Source organism: Paraburkholderia graminis (assembly GCF_003330785.1).
In the GTDB taxonomy this organism is placed as follows: Bacteria; Pseudomonadota; Gammaproteobacteria; order Burkholderiales; family Burkholderiaceae; genus Paraburkholderia; species Paraburkholderia graminis.
Map to the genome: position 1 here is coordinate 783,964 of NZ_CP024935.1, position 19,295 is coordinate 803,258.

Sequence of the window (19,295 nt, forward strand, 5' to 3'; positions counted from 1 at the left end):
GGTCTTCGCATTCACGCTAGAACAGCTTGCGCCATTGCTCCTGCATGTCCTCGCGAGTATTGATCTCGATGAGCACGCCGCCGGGCGCGCGGCAGAAGAACCGCGACCCGCGTGTGTTGTTGAAGACGCCTGTTTCCATCTGAACGCCGCCCTTCAGGAACTCGTCGTGAAGCGTGCGAAGATCGTTCAGGGTGGCGACTTCGAGACCGAAGTGAAAGTTTTTAGGCCAGACAGGTGTCTCTTCGCTGACATGCTCGAGCACGATGTCGAAGCCGTCGCGCTTGAGCAGGCGATGCTCGCCGGCAGCGGCGACCTCGCAGCCCAGGTACTTTTCGAAGAAGGCGGCCGTTTCAGCGACGTCGTTAGTGGGAAAGCTCAGGTGGTTCAGCTTGGCTTCTTTGTGAAGATTCATAGTCGAACTCGCAGAAAACGTTAATAGGTTCTGTGAAGCGCGCGAACGTTGCCGCGCTTCACAGAACCTATTTTGCGAGCAAGCGCTCAGTTTTGAAACTCGCATTAGAGAGCGGGTGTTAGCAGCGCTTAGTCCTCCGCGGGCAAAGGCTTTCGCGCGAAGAGGGGACGGCAAGCTGAGCGACTACTCGTATTTTGTCCACGTTCTATTTGCGGCTCCGCGGCTTCGGAAGAGGGTTATCCACGATGCCCAGATAGCCCCACAACGCGCGCCCAACGCGCCTTTCCAGCGCTGCGCGGTCCGTTTCGCCGCGCTCTCCGGCGCCGTCCACGATCGCGCGAACGATGGCGACGAGATCATCCGTGGCGATCTGCATGTCTGGCTGCGGCGGGATGTCGTCGCGCGCCAGAATCTGCTCGATGACCGCGCGAAATGCCGCTTTGGACCTGGCCAGTTCCCTGGCAATGGCGGGGCGGTTTTCCTCGAAATCGAGCACGCGCGCAAGCGCCGGGCGGCGCAGTTGCTGGCGCACCGAGACGGTAATCAGGTGCTTCAATGCGCTCTGGCCCGTCGGCTCGTTCAACGCGCCTTCCGCTTCCGCAAGGAACACGGCGAGCTCGCGTTTGCTCAGCGCGACAATGAGCGCGTCCTTGTTGGGGAAGTACTGATACAGCGTGCCCACGCTGACACCGGCGCGCTGTGCGACCAGATTGGTGTTGAGGCCGTCTGAGCCTTTGGTTTCGAGAACGAGCGCCGCGGCCTCGAGTGTCGTCGCCACGGTTTGTTGTGCGCGCGATTGCTGGGGAAGCTTGCGCGGTTTTAACGAGGGACGTCTGGTCGTTTTCATGGTGCGGCATGGCAGGAAGCGAGCGTTAGCTCGGATTCTACCGCGCCACGAAAAGCGGGACTATTTTCGGTTCCGACAGCTAACGGTTCTCGGATTCATCGCGCGATGCAGCGATGAGCAGCGCCTTCCCTGCATACATCGCAGGTTCCTTGAATGCAGGCGCAAACCCGCGCGGCCGGTCATGCACCGGGTTCTCAGCCGGGACGAACGCGTAGCGCCTTATCCATTCGCCATAACCCGCGACCAGAAATCCTCCCGACCGTTCGATGTACTGCTCGCGGGACGCCTCATAGACCGCCCTCAGCGCGAACCACGGAACGTGCGGCAAGTCATGGTGGACGAGATGGAAATTGTTGTTCAGATAAAGCAGCCGCCAGAACAGGCCTGCTTCATTGATAACCGTGCGATGTGCGCACTCGTGCGCAGCGCGATGCTCGCGGAACGAGCGAAGCGAGCCAAGCGACAGCGCCCCATAGCCGACGCCGAGAATGAACACCCACGCCGGAATCGAGCAAACGTATTGCAGCCACGCGGTTAGCGCGGCGAGTGCGGCGAAGTGCGCAAGCCAGGCGGGCAGGTCGCGCCAATCGCCGCGTTTGATTTTGCGCAGCGCATCAACGCCCGTCGCCGCAATGGCGAAAGCCGGTCCGAGCAGCAGGCGACCGGCCAGCGTGTTGCGGCACGTGAGAAGCGCGCGCATCGCCCAGCCGGCGCGTTCCCACACTTCACCGTCGACGAAATAGCTTTCCGGGTCGTGCCCTGGCTTGGTCAACTGTGGATCGTCGTGATGCTGAAGATGCGAGTCGCGATAGACGCGGTACGGAAACCACACCGCCAGCGGCGCGAAGCCAAGCAGTGCATTCAGCCGCGCCGAGCGCGTGGGGTGGCCGTGGAGCAATTCATGTTGCAACGACATATACCACGCGCTCACGAGAGCAAGCAGCGCCGTGGTGAGCGGCAAGCCGAGCACGCGAGCGTGCGTCGCGAGGCCGAACCATCCGCCGTAGATCGCGACGATGAGCGCCCATGTCGGCCATTGTGTGCGCCAGGCGCGGCTCATGGAGAGCCTGGCGATTGCGTTGCGCTGGGTGTCGTCGAGGTAAATCGCCATCGGCTGAATCGATCGGATGCAAGTTTAGACCCGATGCTAAAGGCCAATAGACGGCGCCGGAACCAATTTCTTCGGGATTGCATTGCGCTACGGCTGCGAAAGAACCGTTCTGCCGATTAACGACTCACGCCGCGTCTTGCTACCCGCGACTTCACCCTTAAGGAATCTTAAGAAACGTCGTTCAACGATCGGCTCAACGGTTCAAAAAAGTCGCCGCGCAATCGCGAATTGTGCAATTGCTTCACTATGCATCATGGATTTCCCCTAAGGAAAACGGGTCGCCATGAAAGCGGAGAGAAGGATTTGTCCTCCCATAATCGCGGCGTGATTGCAACGAGGCGGAGCGAAGCAGTACGAGCGAGGCTACGTTGAGAACCGGCACCACAGGATGCAAGCAGTCGTCCGCTTACAGCATGCTGTCTGCGTGACGCGGGAGCGCGACTTTCTGAAAGAAACTCACGTGGCATGGCGAGCGCCTTCTGGTCGATTAATCAATGGAAGGTCCGATGAAGCTACTACTGGTTGAAGACAACAGCGAGCTTGCACACTGGACCGTCAATCTTCTGCGCCTCGCTAATTTCGCGGTGGATTGCGTTCCTAACGGCGAGTGCGCGGACACCATGCTGACGACGCAACACTACGACGTCGTCGTGCTCGATCTTCGGCTGCCGCGAATGGACGGCAAGGAAGTGCTCGCACGATTGCGCCGCCGCGGCGACATGGTGCCGGTCATCATGCTGACCGCGCATGGTTCGACCGACGACAAAGTGGATTGCTTCAACGCAGGCGCCGACGATTATGTGGTCAAGCCATTCGATGTGCGCGAGCTCGTCGCGCGTATCAAGGCGCTGATTCGCCGGCAATCGGGCGGCATGTCGTCGTGCCTCATCTGTGGCGACTTGCAATACATCTCCGATACAAGGGAGTTCTTTCATAACGACGAGCGCCTCGCGCTGCGGCGCCGCGAGCATACCGTCCTCGAAACATTGATGTTGAGGCAAGGCAAGACAGTGTCGAAGTCCGTGCTGATGGAAAGCGTTTTCAGCCTGGACGACGAGCCAAGCGCGGACGCCATCGACATCTACATTCATCGTTTGCGCAAGCATCTCGCCAGGTCGAGCGCGCAGATCATGACGCTGCGAGGTCTCGGCTACATCCTCCGCGCGAAGCATTTCGAATAGTCGCAAGCGCCGTAATCCGAAGCATCGGCGAATCTGCTTAGTTATCCAAATTACGACCAGAACAATCAGATTTTCAACGTAGCAACTTGAGGAGACAAACTTGAAGAAACGATACCTGACTCTCGCGGTCGCAGCCGGTGCTTGCGGGGTAACCGGCGCTCACGCTCAGTCCAGCGTGCAGCTTTATGGATTGATGGACCTGAGCGTGCCGACCTACCAGTCGCATGCCAATGCGAACGGCGCGCACGTCATCGGCATGGGTATCGATGGCGAGCCGTGGTTCAGCGGCAGCCGTTGGGGCCTGAAGGGTGCGGAAGATATTGGCGGCGGCTCGAAGATCATCTTCCGGCTCGAAAGCGAATACGTGGTAGCTAACGGCGAGATGGAAGATCCGGGTCAGATCTTCGACCGCGACGCGTGGGTCGGTATCGAGAACGACAGCTTCGGCAAGATCACGGCGGGTTTTCAGAACACCATTGCTCGCGATGCAGCCGCCATTTATGGCGACCCGTACGGCAGTGCGCGCCTCACTACCGAGGAGGGCGGCTGGACGAATGCCAACAACTTCAAGCAGATGATCTTTTATGCGGGCAGCGCGACGGGTACGCGCTATAACAACGGCGTTGCGTGGAAAAAACTCTTCAATAACGGCATCTTCGCGAGCGCGGGCTACGCGTTCGGCAATTCGACGAGTTTCGGCTCGAACTCCAATTATCAGGCGGCACTGGGCTACAACGGCGGCCCGTTTAACGTGTCCGCGTTCTATAGCCATGTGAATCGCGCGGGCATCACGAACCAGTCGTATTCCGTTGGTGGAAACTATACATTTGGAATTCTGCGCGCCAACGCCGGCTATTTCCGCTACCTGGGCAACCAGGGCGCGCTCGGTCAGCGTCAGGACAACGCGTGGACCGTATCGCTCAAGCTGGCGCCGAAAGGCCCGTTCGATTACGAACTCGGCTATCAGCAGATGCGCGTGAAGAATGCAGCGTATAACGCCGACGGCAATATTCCGAACGCGAACATTGGCGCGTTCGATCCGACTTCCGGTCTGCACAACGGCTACAAGGAGACGCTCTACTGGTCCGGGTTCTATCACCTGTCCAAGCGTACCGAGGTGTACCTTGCCGGCGATTACATGAAGCTGCATGGCGGCTATACGGTCGGCAGCACGTTCGGCGCGTCGAATCAGCTTGAATTGACGACAGGTGTCCGCACTCGCTTTTGATGCACGAAGCAGGAAGCAGGAAGCACGAAGCGGCGGATAAGTCCGTTCGCCGCTTCCTTTGCCCTTCGCATGAAGAGATGAAGAAACGTCGACACGCATCGATCGCGTAAACAGTCCTGGTCTTTCAGAAAGGTATGATGGCGGTGATAAGCGAATAAACAAATCGGGACTCGTACTCCGCCGTCCGCACATCTTGCCTAACTAAAAGACAACATGAAACGACTGTTCGTTGCCGCATTAGCGGCCGTCTCTCTCGCCACCGCGGTTCATGCACAGAGCAACGACCCAGGCCCGCTCGATACACCCGCTGGAAAACTGCAATTCGCGCACGACGGCCGCGATTTCACCGCGCTGCTCGATAAAGATGTTCTCGATCGCTTTGCCGCAAATACTCTCGCGCATTTCGACGACGTAAGCAGCGCAAACGACACGCTCACGCGCATGCTTGTGCAAACCGACTCCGGCCCGGTGCTGTACGACTTCCGGCGTCGTCCGCCGCAGGTGCAGCGCGTCGGTGTACGCATGACGGTCAAGCGCGTGTTCTGGCAAGGCGACGAGGTCATGATGCAAGGCTCGCAAGGCTGGTTCCGTTTTCAGCGCGGCGTGTTGACGAAACTGCAGTCGTCCACGACGACCTATCATTGATCGCGCGCCAGGCCGCGAAACACGCGGCAATCCCTTAGCACGGAAACTCGCTTGCTTTTCAGTAAACCTTGGTTGGGCGGCAAATGGCCGGTTGCTACCATTTCGGGCTCGGACAACCACGGTCATATAACAATGCAGAGTTCCAGGTCGCAGCGATCCACGTTCCCAACCGTTCCCAGGCTGCGGGCAGTCGGTGCGGCCATTGCCGGTGTCATTGCCAGCGTCGTCGCGCTCTCTGCCTGTTCGGACGGTGTGTCTCCCACGCCGCCGGTTTCCGCGCCTGTCGCCGCGAAGCGCCCGAACATTCTGTACATCATGGCGGACGACCTGGGCTACTCGGATATTCACGCGTTCGGCGGCGAAATCAATACGCCGAATCTCGATGCGCTCGTGCAATCCGGACGCATTCTCACGAACCATCATACGGGCACCGTTTGCGCGATCACGCGTGCGATGCTTATTTCAGGCACCGATCACCATCTGGTCGGCGAAGGCACCATGGGCGTGCCGACCGATGAACGCAAAGGTCTGCCAGGCTACGAAGGCTATCTGAACGACCGCGCGTTATCGGTCGCGCAACTGCTGAAGGACGCGGGCTATCACACGTACATGGCGGGCAAGTGGCATATCGGCTCGGGCATTGCCGGCAGTGCAACGGGCAGCGGACAGACGCCCGACCAATGGGGTTTCGAGCATAGCTATGCGCTGCTCGGCGGCGCGGCGGCCAATCACTTCGCGCATGAGCCTGCGGGCTCGAAGAACTATACGGAAGACGGGCAGTACGTGCAGCCCGGACAGCCGGGTCAGCCCGGCGGCGCGGGCGGCAATCCGGCCGTGTTCTATTCGACGGACTTCTATACGCAAAGGCTTATTTCCTACATCGATTCAAATAGAAAAGACGGCAAGCCGTTTTTTGCTTATGCCGCGTACACGTCGCCGCATTGGCCTTTGCAGGTGCCGGAACCGTACCTGCACAACTATGCCGGTAAGTACGATGCTGGCTACGACGTCATTCGCGCGGCGCGCATCGCTCGGCAAAAAGCACTCGGCATTATTCCCGCCGACTTTAATCCCTACGCGGGCGCCGCAGAAACGCTGACTGCCACGCCGGCCAGCGCGAATAACGGCACCACCAACGCGAAATACGTGAGCGCCGTTCATAGTGCAGCGCAAGGGTATTCCGACTATGGTCCGGGCTTTGTGAACAAGTCATGGGCAAGCCTTTCCGCGGATGAAAAGAAAGCGCAGGCGCGCTACATGGAGATCTATGCCGGCATGGTCGAGAACCTCGACCACAACATCGGTCTGTTGATCCAGCATTTGAAAGACATCGGCGAATACGACAGCACGTTCATCATGTTCCAGTCGGATAACGGCGCCGAAGGCTGGCCGATCGACTCCGGCGCGGACCCGCGCGCGACCGATACGGCGAATGCCGCGGAGCCTGTCTATTCGACGCTCGGCACCGACAACGGCCTGCAGAACGCGCGGCGTCTGCAATACGGCTTGCGCTGGGCGGAAGTCAGCGCAACGCCGTTCCGTCTGACGAAGGGCTATTCCGGGGAAGGCGGAGTATCCACGCCGCTGATCGTGCGCTTGCCTGGCCAGACGACGCAGAAGCCGGCATTGCGCGTCTTTACGCACGTCACCGACAACACGGCGACCTTCCTTGCCGTCGCAGGCGTTACGCCGCCGACGCAGCCCGCGCCTGCGCTGATCAACTCGCTGACAGGCGTCGATCAGAACAAGGGCAAGGTGATTTACAACAACCGCTATGTGTATCCCATCACCGGGCAATCGTTGCTGCCTGTCCTGACCGATCAGTCGAATGCGGACGTGCACACGGCATCGTTCGGCGATGAAGCGTACGGCCGCGGCTATCTGCGCAGCGCGGACGGCAAGTGGAAAGCCTTGTGGACGGAGCCGCCGCTCGGTCCCGTGGATGGTCACTGGCAGCTTTACGACATGACCTCGGACCGCGGCGAAACGACGGACGTGGCCGCGCAGAATCCTTCGATCATCGACGGACTCGTGCAGCAGTGGAATGCCTACATGTCCGGCGTGGGCGGTGTCGAACCGTTGCGGCCGCGCGGCTACTACTGAGCGAGCGCGTGAGTGCAATCATGTCGGGCACAGCATCATGAGTAGGACGCGCATCCGAGCAAGAACACTTGCTGCATTTGGCGGCCTCTTCGTCGCGGTCTTCATTGCGGCCTTCGGCGCGGCTTTCGCGGTGGCGGCAGCGTGGCCTGCAAGAACCAGCGGTTTCGACGAGCTGAACCGCGCGCGTTCGCTCGCGCCGCTCGGCTCCGAAACACAGTGCGAGCGCTACGCCGGTTTACCCGCCGGATGGCGTGACGATCCGAAGGCCGGCATGGTGCATCTGCATGGCGGCACATTCGTGCTCGGCAGCACGCGCGGCTATCAGGACGAACGACCGGCGGGCGACGGCCGCACGCGCGTCGGCGGCTTCTGGATCGATCAGACGGACGTGACGAACGCGCAGTTCGCCGCTTTCGTCAACGCGACCGGCTACGTCACCGACGCGGAAAAGCAGGGCGGTGCAGCCGTCTTTCACTCGCCGACGCGCGCGGAAATGGACGCACGCGACCTCGCATGGTGGACGTGGGTGAAGGGCGCGTCGTGGCGGCATCCGCAAGGCGAGGGCAGCGGCATCGACCGTCTGATGAACCAGCCCGTGACGCTGGTCACGCAAGCCGATGCATTGGCGTACGCGCGGTGGCTTGGCCGCGATCTGCCGACCGAAGCCGAATGGGAATACGCGGCGAAGGGCGGCAACGAAGGCGCCGATCTCGACACGGCGCCGCGCAATGCACAGGGCAAGCCCGCCGCGAACTACTGGCAAGGCGTGTTCCCCGTGCTCAATACGAACGACGACGGGCATGTGGGTCTCGCGCCCGTCGGCTGCTACGCGGCGAACGGCTTCAAGCTGTACGACATGATCGGCAATGCATGGGAGTGGACCAAGGACGTCTACACCGGCGCGCATCAGCCGCATACGAACGGCGACACCGCGGCGGTCGCGCCGTCCACGCGCAGGCACGACACGCCTATGGTCATCAAGGGCGGCTCGTTCCTCTGCTCGCGCGATTACTGTGTGCGCTATCGCGCCTCGTCGCGTGAACAACAGGAAGCGGATCTGCCGGCGTCGCATATCGGCTTCAGAACTCTCTTGCGGGATGTCGACGGATGACACTGCGAGGTTATATGCGTGCCACGATCGCTGCCGCATTGCTCGGCGGGGCGGCAATCGCCGCGTATGGCGTGCAGCCTCAAGCAAACAGCGGCGATGTGAAAGCCGCCGTCAAAGTCGGTGTAACGCGCGGCGCGCACGCTGAAATCATGGCCGAAGTGCGGCGCGTGGCAACGTCGCGTGGACTCGACATCGACGTCGTGACATTCGACGACGGTGCGCGGATCGATGCCGCGCTCGCCGCGCATCGGATCGACGCCGCGAGCTTCGAGGACGGCCCCGCGTTCGCAGCATCGCGCGAAAAGCATGGCTACGCGCTCTCCGAAGTAGCGACGACCGTCACGTTGCCGATGGCGCTTTATTCGCGCAAGCTGACGAGCCTCACGCAGATCCAGCGAGGCGCGACGATCGTCATTCCCGCCGATCGCGACGGTATGGCACGCGCGCTGATCCTGCTGCAAAACTACACGCTGCTGACTTTCAACGACCGCGCCGGTCTTCACGCGACGCTGCGCGATGTGACTGCCAACCGCCTCAATCTGAAGCTGCTCGCGCTGCCGCGCGAGCGGCTCGTAACGGCGCTGAGCGATGCAGCCGTTGTCGTGATCGACAATGCGAGCGCGCAGCAGGCGGGACTCTATCCGGCGCGCGACAGCATCGGCATGGAAGATGCGCGCTCGCCCTATGCCGGCGTGCTGACCGTGCGCGACGCCGATTGCGGCCAGCCGTGGGTCGCGCAACTGGTGGCCGCGTATCACTCGGACGACGTCGCGCATTTCATTCTCACGCACTATCAGGACTCGGTGCGCCGGCCCTGGTGATGGCGTGCGTGCTCATATGCCGCAACAGCAGCACTTGGGACGGCTACGACGCGTCCGCCAGACGGCATGCGTGATCGAGCAGCCCCTCGGCTGAACCGCTGCCGTTATCCGCATCGAGGCCGCTGTTCACGACCAGCCAGCCGTCTTTCTCCGCGGACGCCCCCGCGCCCGTCACGAGGATGGTTTGCATCGCCATTGCATCGGAGTCCGGGTTGTCGAGCGAGACGAGGCGAAATGGATCGCTCGCGCCGGTCAGCGCGGTCACGCGCATGATCCGGTATCGGTCGCCGTCGAGCGTGTCCCAATGCCATGTGCCCGGCACGTCTTTCGCGTGCCGCGCGAGTGCGTCGCTGATATCGGCGCGCATGCAGTCGATGTGAATATGCAACTGGTTCTGCGTGCGGCGAAATTGCGAATTGATTTCCAGGCCCAACTGATTATCGGGGAGCGTCCGTTTGACGGCGCCGTTCACGTAGCTCCGCGCGGCCCACGCGTCGGCCCAATAGCTTGGCGCATGCGGCGCGAGCACCTGCGGACTTTCAATACCGCTCACGCGATCCGTCGGAATCAGCAAATACTGCGAGCGTCCGACAATATCCTTTAGGATCGCGTAGCGTTTGTCGAGGTTCACCGCCGTGCATTGACCCGGTGTGCCGGTCGCCTGTTCTGCCGGCACGCAGCGAATATCGACGATCTTCCATAACGCATTGGAATCGATGGCTGCGAGACGCGCGCAGCCCGCAGCGGCAAGCGCAATGCCGAGTAGCGCCGCGGCTCGCCTGACATGGCGCGCGCCGCGATTTGCAGGACTGCGGTGATGAGATTGAACAACGGATTGCGGATTCGCCAGTGTGTCGGTCGGCGCGTGAATCAGAGCTTTTTTTAGCGGCATCTTGTGTCGGGTCTATAACACGGGCGGCGGTATTTCGCCGAGTAGCTGTTCGATTGCAACGCCGATGGCGAGCAGGCGCCGGTCGCTGCCGAGCGGCCCGTCGATTTCCAGGCCGACAGGCAAGCCTTGCGCGCTGATTCCCGCAGGCAACGACAAGCCAGGAATGCCGGATGTGCTCGCAGGATCGGTGTTGCGCAAGAAGGCTTCCATCGTGTCGATCGGCGGCGCGCCGTCTATCGACACCGTCGACGACCCGTTGATCTCGTCGATCTGCACAGCGGCCAACCGCGTGGTCGGAAACAGCAGCGCGTCGAGACGCTCGCCGGCGAAAGTGGCGGCGATATAAGCCTGCAACAGCGGCCGCCAGTGATTGAGCGCTGCCTCATAGTGCGGGTCGAGCGTGCCGGCGAGCACTTCGTCGTAGATCGCGCGCACGTCCGGACTCGCGATGCGGGCCGCGATCTCCGCAACGGTTTGCACCGGCGCCTGATTGGCCGCGAGCCACGCTTGCAGGTCGACGCGCGCTTCATGAATCGCGATCGGTCCGCCGACCATGCCGTTGAGATCCGCGAGTTCGCTCATCGCGACCGGTACAAATACGACGCCTGCTGCTTCGAGCTTTTTGAGCGCCGCGCGCGCGACGTCTTCGACCTGTCGTTCAAGTCCTGCCCACAACGGCGCGGGCAAGCCGATACGCAAGCCGTTCAATGCGACGGCGGGCAGCGGGCCGGCGCCGGTAATCACGCCGTCGAGCAATGCGATGTCGGCTGCGCTGCGCGCCATCGGACCGACCGTATCGCGCGTGTGGCTGATCGGCACGACGCCGTACGCGTCGTCATAGCGCCGCTCGGCGCCGCCATTGCCGACTGACGGACGAAAGCCCGCGGTGCCTGTCAACGCAGCGGGAATGCGCGTCGAGCCGCCGGTGTCGGTGCCGAGTCCCGCGGGCACGATGCGCGCGGCAATCGCCGCCGCAGTGCCGCCCGACGAGCCGCCCGGAATCAGCGCAGGGTCGTACGGATTGCGCACAGGGCCCGCATGCGTCGCGAGGTTGCTGCTCGTGATGCCGAACGCGAGCTCGTGCATGTTGGCCTTGCCGAGAATGATTGCGCCCGCATCGAGAAGCCGTTGCACCGAACGCGCATTGGTCTGCGGCACGAAGCCTGCGAGAGCCGGTGTGCCCGCCGAGGTCGGCAACCCTATCGTATTGATGTTGTCCTTCACGACGATCGGCAGGCCGGCAAGCGGCAGTTGCGCTTTTGCTTCGGCGGGCAGCGCGTCGATGCGCCGTGCCGCGGCGAGCGCGCCGTCGAGATCGATCACGGTCAGCGCGTTGAGCGTCTGAAGTGCGGCCGCGCGCGCGAGCAACGTCGCGACATAATCGGTTGCATTGAGCCGGCCCGACTGGATCGCGGCGACGGCTTCGGTTGCGCTCAACGCGAGCTGTTCATCGACGGTCCATGTCATGGCCGTTCTCCTTATGGTTCAGTGTCCGGGCCGCGCGAACGCCGGATAAAAAAGCGCAGCGCGAATCGGGCAAGCGCGGGCACGAGTCGCGGACGCAGCAGCCGCACATCGTAGCCGCTCATGCGGCGCTCGTTTTCCGCGAGACATAGCTCGATGAGTTCGGGCGTGTCCAGCCCCTTGCCGATCACGCTGCTGTTCGCGGGCAGAAAATTCGAATCGCGTGCCACGCCGTTTGCGTCGATGCCTCTCGCAATCGCCACGCGATCCCAGATCAGCACGACCCAGATCGCGGCCACACGCAATGCGTGCCACGGCCTGCGCCATAGCGGCATGTTACGTCGATGCCATGCAACCCAGTTGACGAAAAACAGAATGTGACGCGCTTCTTCCTGAATCACGGGCTCGAAAGTCTCGACGAGCGCTTCTGGAAAATAGCCGGATTGCTGCGCGGCGCGAAACAGGCCAAACGCAAAGAAACTGTCGATGCACTCGCTATAGCCTGTGCGCATCCACGCCCATTCGGGATCGCGCGGCGCCGGATAATTCGGCTCGGGCGCGATCTCGATGCCGTAGGCCGCAATCAGCTTCGCGAGCACGCGCTTGTGACGGGCTTCTTCGTCGCCGTCCATCGTGATGGCTTCGCGCAGCAGCGGGTCCTGCAATTGCGCGGCGTAAGTGTGAACGTTGATCGACGCGCGGCCTTCCGTTTGCACGGCGATGTCCCAGATCGGCAGCGAGCAGAGCCGCGCGAGCGCGTCGGGCGGCAGCGCCGGCCAGTCGATCACGGCGGGTTTGTAGGGATCGTGAGTCTCCAGCAGCATGCGGCAGAACATGTGCTTGTGCGCCTCCGATCCGATCTTCACGCGGGCAGTGCCCGTGAATGTCCAGTGGCGCAGGCTGGGGTCTTCGGCTACATCTGTCAATGTGTCGGACATGGCAAGCGTACAGAGAGCGAACTCGATGTGTCGCCTATTCTGTCACATTGCCCCGCAACGCGGCGTCTACGGTGCACGATCGCGGGCGCGCGTCAGCGTCGATGCCGCGTCATTGGCGCTGGGTTACTGCGGATGGGTCACTGCGAATAACTCACTGATGATTGTCGACCCACATGCGTCCCCAGCGGAATGCATAGGCGAGCGCATGTTCTTCGTCGAAGAAATAGTCGAGCGCGTCGAAGCAATAGGCCGGGCCGTGGCTTGCGCTGGCTTTTTCGATGGTCAGGTTGGCGGCGAACAGCCCATTGGGCAAACGCTGCGCGGCCGGCGCAACTTCGTAGCCTTTATAGCGGATGTGTGAATTCATGATCGTGGCAGTGGATATGCCCGCGTTTTTACAGGAAGCCGGTACAGATGACGCGTGGCATGCGCGTTTGCATCAGGCGGCGGATGAGTCTGCGGGCTGGCTCAAGCGTAGGCCGCACTGAAGGGCCCGTGAACCAATCATTCTTCGCAAGCAAATCAGGGGAGTTCCGCAACGCTCTTCGGAACACCGGATAACGGCGCGTTTGGTGGGTTCGCAGACACTATGGCGCCAGGCGGCCGATGAGTCTGTTATGTGCCGCACGGTCTACATGATCTGCACCATGCGCACGAATGCAGGCGCCCCTCGTTCGCGTAGCGAGACGACGCGAAACCAGGGGCGCTGTAAACGATAACTTTCTAACGGGGGCTTCGAGCCCGAGCTTTAAACCGCGTGCAGCAGACGCGCGGACTGCGCTTGCTGAACCTGAACGCCCGATGCGCTCGGACCTGGCGCACGATGAGCGGTGAACGCAAGCGCGAATTGCGCGGCTTGCTGGCCGACGGTGGCGAGCTGGTCGACGACCTTCGCGTCGGAGCAGGTATCGACACTATCGAAGCGCGTCTCGAGCGTGTTGATGCCCGCGCCGAACGGCGTCGGCCAGCCGCGCAACGCGTGGACGATCGAGCGCAGCGAAGTCAGCACCGAACCCGCCGCTTGCCAGCCATAAGCCGTGACGATGCAGCCAACCGCACGGCCGTCGAGATACGGACGCTCGTCGGCGCGCAGTTCCTCGAGCGTGTCGAGCGCGTTTTTGACGAGACCGGAGACGCCGCCGTGATAGCCCGGCGTCGCGATGATCAGCGCGTCGGCGTGGCGCACGGCTTCGATCAATTCGAGCTGTTCGTCGGTGCGTTCGCTGTGTTCGGGCGCATAGTGCGGCAGGCTATGCAGAAACGTGCCGCCAAAGAGCCGGGTCCTGGCGCCCGCGGCTTCCGCGCCGCGCAGCGCAAAGCCGAGTGCGCGTTCGGTCGACGAAGCTGCGCGGGTCGTGCCGCCAATGCCGACGACGAGCGGGCGGCGGTGATGATCGAAACTGGTCAACGAAATGCTCCTTCGGTAGCGGCTCACGGCGCTTCGCGCGGGTTGCGCACAAGCGCGCCGGGGCGAACCGGACTATGAAGCACCATCTTAATCAGCGAGGCGTGCGGCACGAAGCGACTTTTTGTTCTAACGATATAACCGCGACGTGCATGCCGCGATGGCCGCGATGCCGCGATCGCCGACCATGCCGCGCCGATAAGCATATGGCGAACAATTGTTTAGGTTGGAGCGGGCAGGCCGCTATGATCGAAGCGTCTCCTCCATGACACTCCTTGACATGGGACTCGGCCTCGCCATATTGCTGGCGAGGCTTTTTTTTGGCATTTTTCGTGGGCTCTATTGGCGCGTTCTGCAGTCAGGCGCGTGCGCGCCGCTTCATGATCGAGCCGTTTATCGCGTGCTACGATGATCCGCGACACGATACCCGGCAAGGTCCAGCACGCAAATGGCAACTCTCTATGACACGCTCGGCGTGCCCATGCACGCCACCGACGAAGAGATCAAACGCGCGTACCGCAAGGCCGCAATGAAGTGGCACCCGGACCGCAACGCGGGTTCCGAGGAAGTTGCGCGCGCCACCTTTCAGGAGATCAGGGACGCCTACGCGATCCTCTCGGACGCGGCTCAGCGCAAGATTTACGACGCCGTGTACACCGAGCAGATGCGCGAATGGGAAGCGCAGCGCGCGCGCCATCAACAGGCGCAGGCGGAGCGCGAGGCGGCGGCGCGTGCGGCGGACGAGGCCGCGTACGCCGAGATGGTGTCGCTCGCCATGCGTTTTGCCGACGAAGGCCACAACCGCGATGTCGTGTTCGGCGTATTGCTCGGACGCCAATGCGAGCCGGGGCGCGCCGCGCAGATTGCCGACAGTGTGGCCGCCTTGCACGCTTCGAGGCGCGAGGCGGCAGCGAATAATGCTTCTACAGAGGCCGCGGAAGCGGCAGATGCCGCCTCGCACGCAAGTGCCGCCGGCTCGTCGGAATCGGCCACGATGGGCGCCGGCGCGGAAGACACTGCCGGTCGTCGCGCGCGTGCCGCAAAAGAGACCGCTAAAGAACCCGCTAAAGAAACGGCGAAAGAAGCCGATACAGCCGGTGGCTTGTCCAGTCTCTGGTTCCAGTTCCTCAACGGGCTGCGCTTCTGATCATCCGGTCGGCGGTTTCTTGATCCGCCCGCTCCAGGGGCAAATTCCCGTAGCGCGCGGAATAAAGACATCGTAGTGTCACGGGGGCGCAAGACTCTGCGGGCACAATCGCACATACAAGAGACTAAAAACACGGTACGGGGTAAGCGTGACCAAGAAATATAAAGTGCTGTTTCTCTGCCGAGAGAATTCAGCACGCAGCATCATGGCCGAAGCTTTGTTGCGGGAACTGGCCGGACACCGGTTCGAGGCTTTCAGCGCGGGCCCGGAACCGGCCGCGCGAGTGCATCCGCTTGCGATAACGCAATTGCGGCCGGGCGTTTCCGACCTCGGCGTGCTATGCCCGAAAAGCTGGCTTGAATTCACCGGCGAATGGGCGCCGCGCATGGATTTCGTGGTCGCGCTCGACTCGGGCGTCGCTGCGCCGCATGCGCCGGTCTTTCCCGGCAGTCCCGCGCTTTCTCAATGGAATCTCGCCAATCCGCTCGCGGACGACGTCACCGAACCCGAACGGGCTCGTTTATTCGACAAGGTGTTCTGGCAAATCGTGCGTCAGTTGAGCGCCTTTATCGACGCGCCGCAGTATGCCGTGCCCAGAGCGAGCGACGCCGCGACGCAGTGCAAGCACTCGTGCACCGGCCAGTTTGCCAACCTGTGATGTGCCGCGTTAGCGCGGCGCTTGCCGCTTAGTGTTCGTTCGAGCGCGCGAGCGGACTGCCTGCGAACGGGTCGTTTTTCCAGTCGACGCGTTTTTTCGGCTGCGGCGTGGGCGCGGGCGGCGCCGATAATTCAAAGTGGTCGATAGATTGTCCTGCGCTAATGGCCTGCTTCAACCATTGAGGCATTTCGCCCTGGCCGTCCCAACTGTCTCCCGTCGCGCTGCGGTAGCGTGCGTTCTTTTCCGCGACCGGTTCGGATGCCAGCACGGCGGCAAGGTCTTCCGGCTTGATGCCAAACTCTTCCATGCGATGGCGGAGATACGCAATCATGCTATCTCGCTTCCTTTCGTCCATAAGATATTCGTCCTTCTAAAGCGTCAGCGTTCTGTCAAATGCAGATTGCGAGGAAAACCCGCGAAAGATTGGAGTCCATTTAAATGGCGTCCGTCCGCGGTGAGGTCATTAATCGAAATTGGAAAAAACGATGGGGGCGATGCACTGACATTGGGCGGCCGTCTCATGTGCACGCTCCGTTTCGCAACGGTGCATGTGCGGGGCCAGTCTTGTGGTTATGTCGTCATCATAACGCACTGCGAGCGTAATGCACGCACCGTTTGAACTGATTTTCTCGCATTTAAGCGTCGACTGGGACTGCCGGCTGCGCAACCGGGATCGTTCACCGGTTCCGCGTCGCCGGATTGAATTCCGCGCCGGCCGAACTATAAAAGAAATAGCGGAGAGGACAATCCGTGTTTTTCCGGCTGCGGCGTCCGAGCGCCAATCATCGTACGCGCAGGCACGCCGGCCGCCAGGTGCGGGCGACTCGCTATCCGTTTCATTCGACGAGTCCATGCAGCAGGCCCGCGTCACAACTGGTTTTTCGTTGGTCCCAGGCTTGGCCACGCTGGCTTTTTACACGGATCGATTCTCGAGGAGGGACGACACTGCTGCGCCGGATTCAAGGAGTCTGGACATGAAACTACGATTAGTGATGGTGTTTGTGAGCGCTCTTCTTTTTCTCGCGCCGCGTGCCGCGAGCGCAGGCGACATGACGAGCGAGCCTGGCGTTGGGACATCGACGGCGACGCCCGCCAGCGAAAGGCTGATGAACCATGCGAACGAATCGGCACAGGCCACGACCGACATGTCGTTGAGCGAGCCCACCGGAGGCGCTTCGCAGCCGACGCAAAACGTTTCCTATGGAGGCGTCGCGGCAGGGCGCTCAGAAGCCGGCAGCCGGCAAAATATGCGCTGTTCCCGCGGCCCGCAATGCACTATTTACTTTGGCCAGTGAAATAAAGGCGCTAGGCGTTGCTATTCGAAGCAGTGCATGAGGCAGCGGGTTTCGACGCCGCTGCCTCGCGGTTCTTTTATGCCAAAGCGGATTGCGTCGTCGAGTGATCGGTGCTGTCGACGATGCGGCTCACCATTGCCTCCACGCCCGGCCCTTGCATCGCCGCGCGCTCGCCGAAGCGGCGGAACTCGTCCAGCAGCGAGCGCCACGACGCGTGCCAGCGCGTTTCCTTGATGCACGCGCCCGAAGGATCGGCGATTCGCAGTATGCCGCTGTCAGGATAGAAAGTCAGAGTAACCGGCATGCCGTCGATAACGCAGGTCGCGGTGCAAGGGCGGTTGTTCACCATGTTCAATGTCCTCTAATCGAGCAATGAGTACGTTGGATGTGGTTTCCCGTCAGCAAGCACCATGCCCAGCGCGTTAGCGTGTCTAGTGCGTCTTTCCTCTACGCGTATTTATCGCCGACCGTGCTGCGAATCGGATAGGTGTCGTAGACGATGATCATCCGTTCGATGATTGCGTTCTCATCGAATTCGAATACATCGACGCATTCAAAGCGCACCGCCGAACCGTCTTTCAGTCCCCAGTCGTAGATGAAGTAACCCGTCGCGCGCGGAGCTCCAGTCGCGCTCACGCAAATGTCGATAGGTGTGATCGTGCTTTTGCCCGACGCCGCATTGACCTTTGCAAAGAACGGCGCCGGCTTCATCCAGCCGAGAAACGGCGAGAAGATTTGCGCGTCCGGTGTGAACAATGCGCAAATCGCGCCGACGTCGCCGCGTTCCAGCGCTGCAAGGTAAGTACGAATCTGCTCCGTGTATAGTTCTTTCGACGATGAATTCACGATCGTCCTCCTTTTTGGCAATCCGACCCGTCTGAACAAACGGGCATCCGGTATCGACACCATAGCGATGCACCGATGACCGAACCATCGAAAAATTTGCAAGCCGGGTATGCCGCGCTCGCATATCCGCTTGCCGACCTCACGCGCCGCTTGCCGCCACTCGCGGCATTGCAGTCATTCGTGGCGGCCGGGCATTTCGGCAGCATCAGCAAAGCCGCGGATCATCTGTGCCGCACGCAAGGCGCGGTGAGTCGCCAGATTCAGCAACTGGAAGCGCACTATCGCTGCGCGCTTTTCGTGCGCCATGCGTCGGGGCTGACACTGACCGCCGAGGGACAGGCGCTGCAGGCCGTCGCAGTCGATGTACTTGCGCGGCTCGTCGAGCATGCCGATCTACACGCTGCAACGGGCGCGGTTCTCACGCTGCGATTACCGTCCACGTTTGCGATTCGATGGCTGCTGCCGCGGCTCTCTGAGATCAATAGCGCGCTGAAGGGAATCGAGTTGCGCATCTCGACTTCATCCGACGACACGCCGGAATTCACTACGCCCGACATCGACGCGATTGTCGTGCGCGGCAGCGGACAGTGGGCGGGACTGAATGCGATACCTTTGTTTGCAGAGACGCTGACTCCAATGTGTACGCCGGAGCTGGCCGCATCGCTGACATGTTTAGCCGACCTCGCGCGCATCACGTTGCTGCATCCCGGGCCCAGTCATGACGAATGGCGATGCTGGCTAGACAGTGCGCTTGCTAAAGATGTCGATGCCGACAGGGGACTGGTCCTCGACACACTGGAATTGACACTCACCGCCGCCGCGCAAGGACACGGTGTCGCTATCGGCGATGCAAGGATGGCAAGAGACCGAATCGAAGCGGGAGTGCTCGTCACGCCCTTCGATCACGTCGCGCGCAACGGCCTCGGCTACTTTCTCGTCTATCCGTCGCAACGCGCGCCGCAGCACAAGATTCGCGCGCTTGCCGAATCTCTCGCGACGATGGCGGAAGAAGAACAATCGATACCGTCTTCGTCTTTGACCGCGCGTGCAAAGCTTCCGCTTTAATGCATCGCCCCGCGTCGCGATGCATCGCACATGCATTAAGCGCGCGTGCCAGCACCCCTCCAGACAAACCCTGATTGCTGCGCCAAAGAGCCCACTGATATTGTTCGCGGGCGCTTGTGTGGAAGC

General features: G+C 61.6%; 21 protein-coding genes. 10 read left to right on the forward strand and 11 right to left on the reverse strand.

Annotated elements, in window-relative coordinates; genetic code table 11:
- Nucleotides 1-16: 16 nt before the first annotated feature.
- The 3 genes from CUJ91_RS21725 to CUJ91_RS21735 all read right to left on the reverse strand — a co-directional run bounded on the left by CUJ91_RS21725 (nt 17) and on the right by CUJ91_RS21735 (nt 2,370).
- On the reverse strand, nt 17-412 hold the full coding sequence (locus CUJ91_RS21725; RefSeq protein ID WP_114157092.1) for a VOC family protein: 396 nt from the start codon (nt 410-412) through the stop codon (nt 17-19).
- A gap of 205 nt (nt 413-617) precedes the next feature.
- Nucleotides 618-1,259, reverse strand: coding sequence for a TetR/AcrR family transcriptional regulator (locus CUJ91_RS21730; protein WP_114157093.1), 642 nt, complete (start codon nt 1,257-1,259; stop codon nt 618-620).
- A 79-nt stretch (nt 1,260-1,338) separates the two neighbouring features.
- On the reverse strand, nt 1,339-2,370 hold the full coding sequence (locus CUJ91_RS21735; protein ID WP_114157094.1) for a fatty acid desaturase: 1,032 nt from the start codon (nt 2,368-2,370) through the stop codon (nt 1,339-1,341).
- A gap of 506 nt (nt 2,371-2,876) precedes the next feature.
- On the opposite strand from CUJ91_RS21735, the gene CUJ91_RS21740 reads away from it, so the two are divergent.
- The 6 genes from CUJ91_RS21740 (at nt 2,877) to CUJ91_RS21765 (ending at nt 9,459) form a co-directional block, all read left to right on the forward strand.
- Nucleotides 2,877-3,551, forward strand: a complete 675-nt coding sequence (locus CUJ91_RS21740) for a response regulator (RefSeq protein ID WP_114157095.1) — start codon at nt 2,877-2,879, stop codon at nt 3,549-3,551.
- A 100-nt stretch (nt 3,552-3,651) separates the two neighbouring features.
- Nucleotides 3,652-4,779: a porin gene (locus CUJ91_RS21745; RefSeq protein ID WP_114157096.1), complete on the forward strand. Its 1,128-nt coding sequence runs from the start codon at nt 3,652-3,654 to the stop codon at nt 4,777-4,779.
- Between the two features lie 213 nt (nt 4,780-4,992).
- Complete coding sequence (locus tag CUJ91_RS21750) at nt 4,993-5,424, forward strand: hypothetical protein (protein WP_114157097.1); 432 nt, start codon at nt 4,993-4,995, stop codon at nt 5,422-5,424.
- 132 nt (nt 5,425-5,556) lie between these two features.
- Nucleotides 5,557-7,527 carry an arylsulfatase gene (locus CUJ91_RS21755; protein ID WP_114158026.1) on the forward strand — a complete coding sequence of 657 codons (1,971 nt, stop codon included), beginning with the start codon at nt 5,557-5,559 and terminating at the stop codon, nt 7,525-7,527.
- Nucleotides 7,528-7,564: 37 nt separating this feature from the next.
- Nucleotides 7,565-8,638: a formylglycine-generating enzyme family protein gene (locus tag CUJ91_RS21760; protein ID WP_029965908.1), complete on the forward strand. Its 1,074-nt coding sequence runs from the start codon at nt 7,565-7,567 to the stop codon at nt 8,636-8,638.
- 14 nt (nt 8,639-8,652) lie between these two features.
- On the forward strand, nt 8,653-9,459 hold the full coding sequence (locus CUJ91_RS21765) for a MetQ/NlpA family lipoprotein (protein WP_408279786.1): 807 nt from the start codon (nt 8,653-8,655) through the stop codon (nt 9,457-9,459).
- A gap of 43 nt (nt 9,460-9,502) precedes the next feature.
- Here the strand turns inward: CUJ91_RS21765 and CUJ91_RS21770 are convergent, their stop codons facing one another.
- The 5 genes from CUJ91_RS21770 to CUJ91_RS21790 all read right to left on the reverse strand — a co-directional run bounded on the left by CUJ91_RS21770 (nt 9,503) and on the right by CUJ91_RS21790 (nt 14,161).
- On the reverse strand, nt 9,503-10,351 hold the full coding sequence (locus CUJ91_RS21770) for a CDP-diacylglycerol diphosphatase (protein ID WP_208716189.1): 849 nt from the start codon (nt 10,349-10,351) through the stop codon (nt 9,503-9,505).
- A gap of 12 nt (nt 10,352-10,363) precedes the next feature.
- The gene (gene iaaH, locus CUJ91_RS21775; RefSeq protein ID WP_114157099.1) at nt 10,364-11,818 is read right to left on the reverse strand and encodes an indoleacetamide hydrolase; all 1,455 of its coding nucleotides are present in this window, start codon (nt 11,816-11,818) and stop codon (nt 10,364-10,366) included.
- An 11-nt stretch (nt 11,819-11,829) separates the two neighbouring features.
- On the reverse strand, nt 11,830-12,753 hold the full coding sequence (locus tag CUJ91_RS21780) for a hypothetical protein (RefSeq protein ID WP_029965902.1): 924 nt from the start codon (nt 12,751-12,753) through the stop codon (nt 11,830-11,832).
- A 151-nt stretch (nt 12,754-12,904) separates the two neighbouring features.
- The gene (locus CUJ91_RS21785; RefSeq protein WP_029965901.1) at nt 12,905-13,120 is read right to left on the reverse strand and encodes a hypothetical protein; all 216 of its coding nucleotides are present in this window, start codon (nt 13,118-13,120) and stop codon (nt 12,905-12,907) included.
- A 381-nt stretch (nt 13,121-13,501) separates the two neighbouring features.
- Nucleotides 13,502-14,161 (reverse strand): NADPH-dependent FMN reductase, encoded by a 660-nt coding sequence (locus tag CUJ91_RS21790; RefSeq protein WP_107707468.1) that lies wholly within the window; start codon nt 14,159-14,161, stop codon nt 13,502-13,504.
- Between the two features lie 445 nt (nt 14,162-14,606).
- On the opposite strand from CUJ91_RS21790, the gene CUJ91_RS21800 reads away from it, so the two are divergent.
- Complete coding sequence (locus CUJ91_RS21800) at nt 14,607-15,305, forward strand: J domain-containing protein (RefSeq protein WP_114157101.1); 699 nt, start codon at nt 14,607-14,609, stop codon at nt 15,303-15,305.
- A 205-nt stretch (nt 15,306-15,510) separates the two neighbouring features.
- On the forward strand, nt 15,511-15,963 hold the full coding sequence (locus CUJ91_RS21805) for a low molecular weight phosphatase family protein (RefSeq protein ID WP_244231069.1): 453 nt from the start codon (nt 15,511-15,513) through the stop codon (nt 15,961-15,963).
- A 28-nt stretch (nt 15,964-15,991) separates the two neighbouring features.
- Here the strand turns inward: CUJ91_RS21805 and CUJ91_RS21810 are convergent, their stop codons facing one another.
- Entirely contained in the window at nt 15,992-16,318 is a 327-nt protein-coding gene (locus CUJ91_RS21810; RefSeq protein ID WP_006046665.1) for an H-NS histone family protein, read from the reverse strand.
- 247 nt (nt 16,319-16,565) lie between these two features.
- On the opposite strand from CUJ91_RS21810, the gene CUJ91_RS35210 reads away from it, so the two are divergent.
- Complete coding sequence (locus tag CUJ91_RS35210) at nt 16,566-17,258, forward strand: hypothetical protein (RefSeq protein WP_341868932.1); 693 nt, start codon at nt 16,566-16,568, stop codon at nt 17,256-17,258.
- Nucleotides 17,259-17,334: 76 nt separating this feature from the next.
- Here CUJ91_RS35210 and CUJ91_RS21820 read toward each other — a convergent pair whose 3' ends face one another.
- Nucleotides 17,335-17,607 (reverse strand): hypothetical protein, encoded by a 273-nt coding sequence (locus CUJ91_RS21820; RefSeq protein WP_006046667.1) that lies wholly within the window; start codon nt 17,605-17,607, stop codon nt 17,335-17,337.
- A 98-nt stretch (nt 17,608-17,705) separates the two neighbouring features.
- Nucleotides 17,706-18,104 carry a nuclear transport factor 2 family protein gene (locus CUJ91_RS21825; RefSeq protein WP_006046668.1) on the reverse strand — a complete coding sequence of 133 codons (399 nt, stop codon included), beginning with the start codon at nt 18,102-18,104 and terminating at the stop codon, nt 17,706-17,708.
- Nucleotides 18,105-18,179: 75 nt separating this feature from the next.
- Here CUJ91_RS21825 and CUJ91_RS21830 point away from each other — a divergent pair, with 75 nt between their 5' ends.
- The gene (locus CUJ91_RS21830) at nt 18,180-19,169 is read left to right on the forward strand and encodes a LysR substrate-binding domain-containing protein (RefSeq protein ID WP_114157103.1); all 990 of its coding nucleotides are present in this window, start codon (nt 18,180-18,182) and stop codon (nt 19,167-19,169) included.
- The last annotated feature ends 126 nt before the right edge of the window (nt 19,170-19,295 follow it).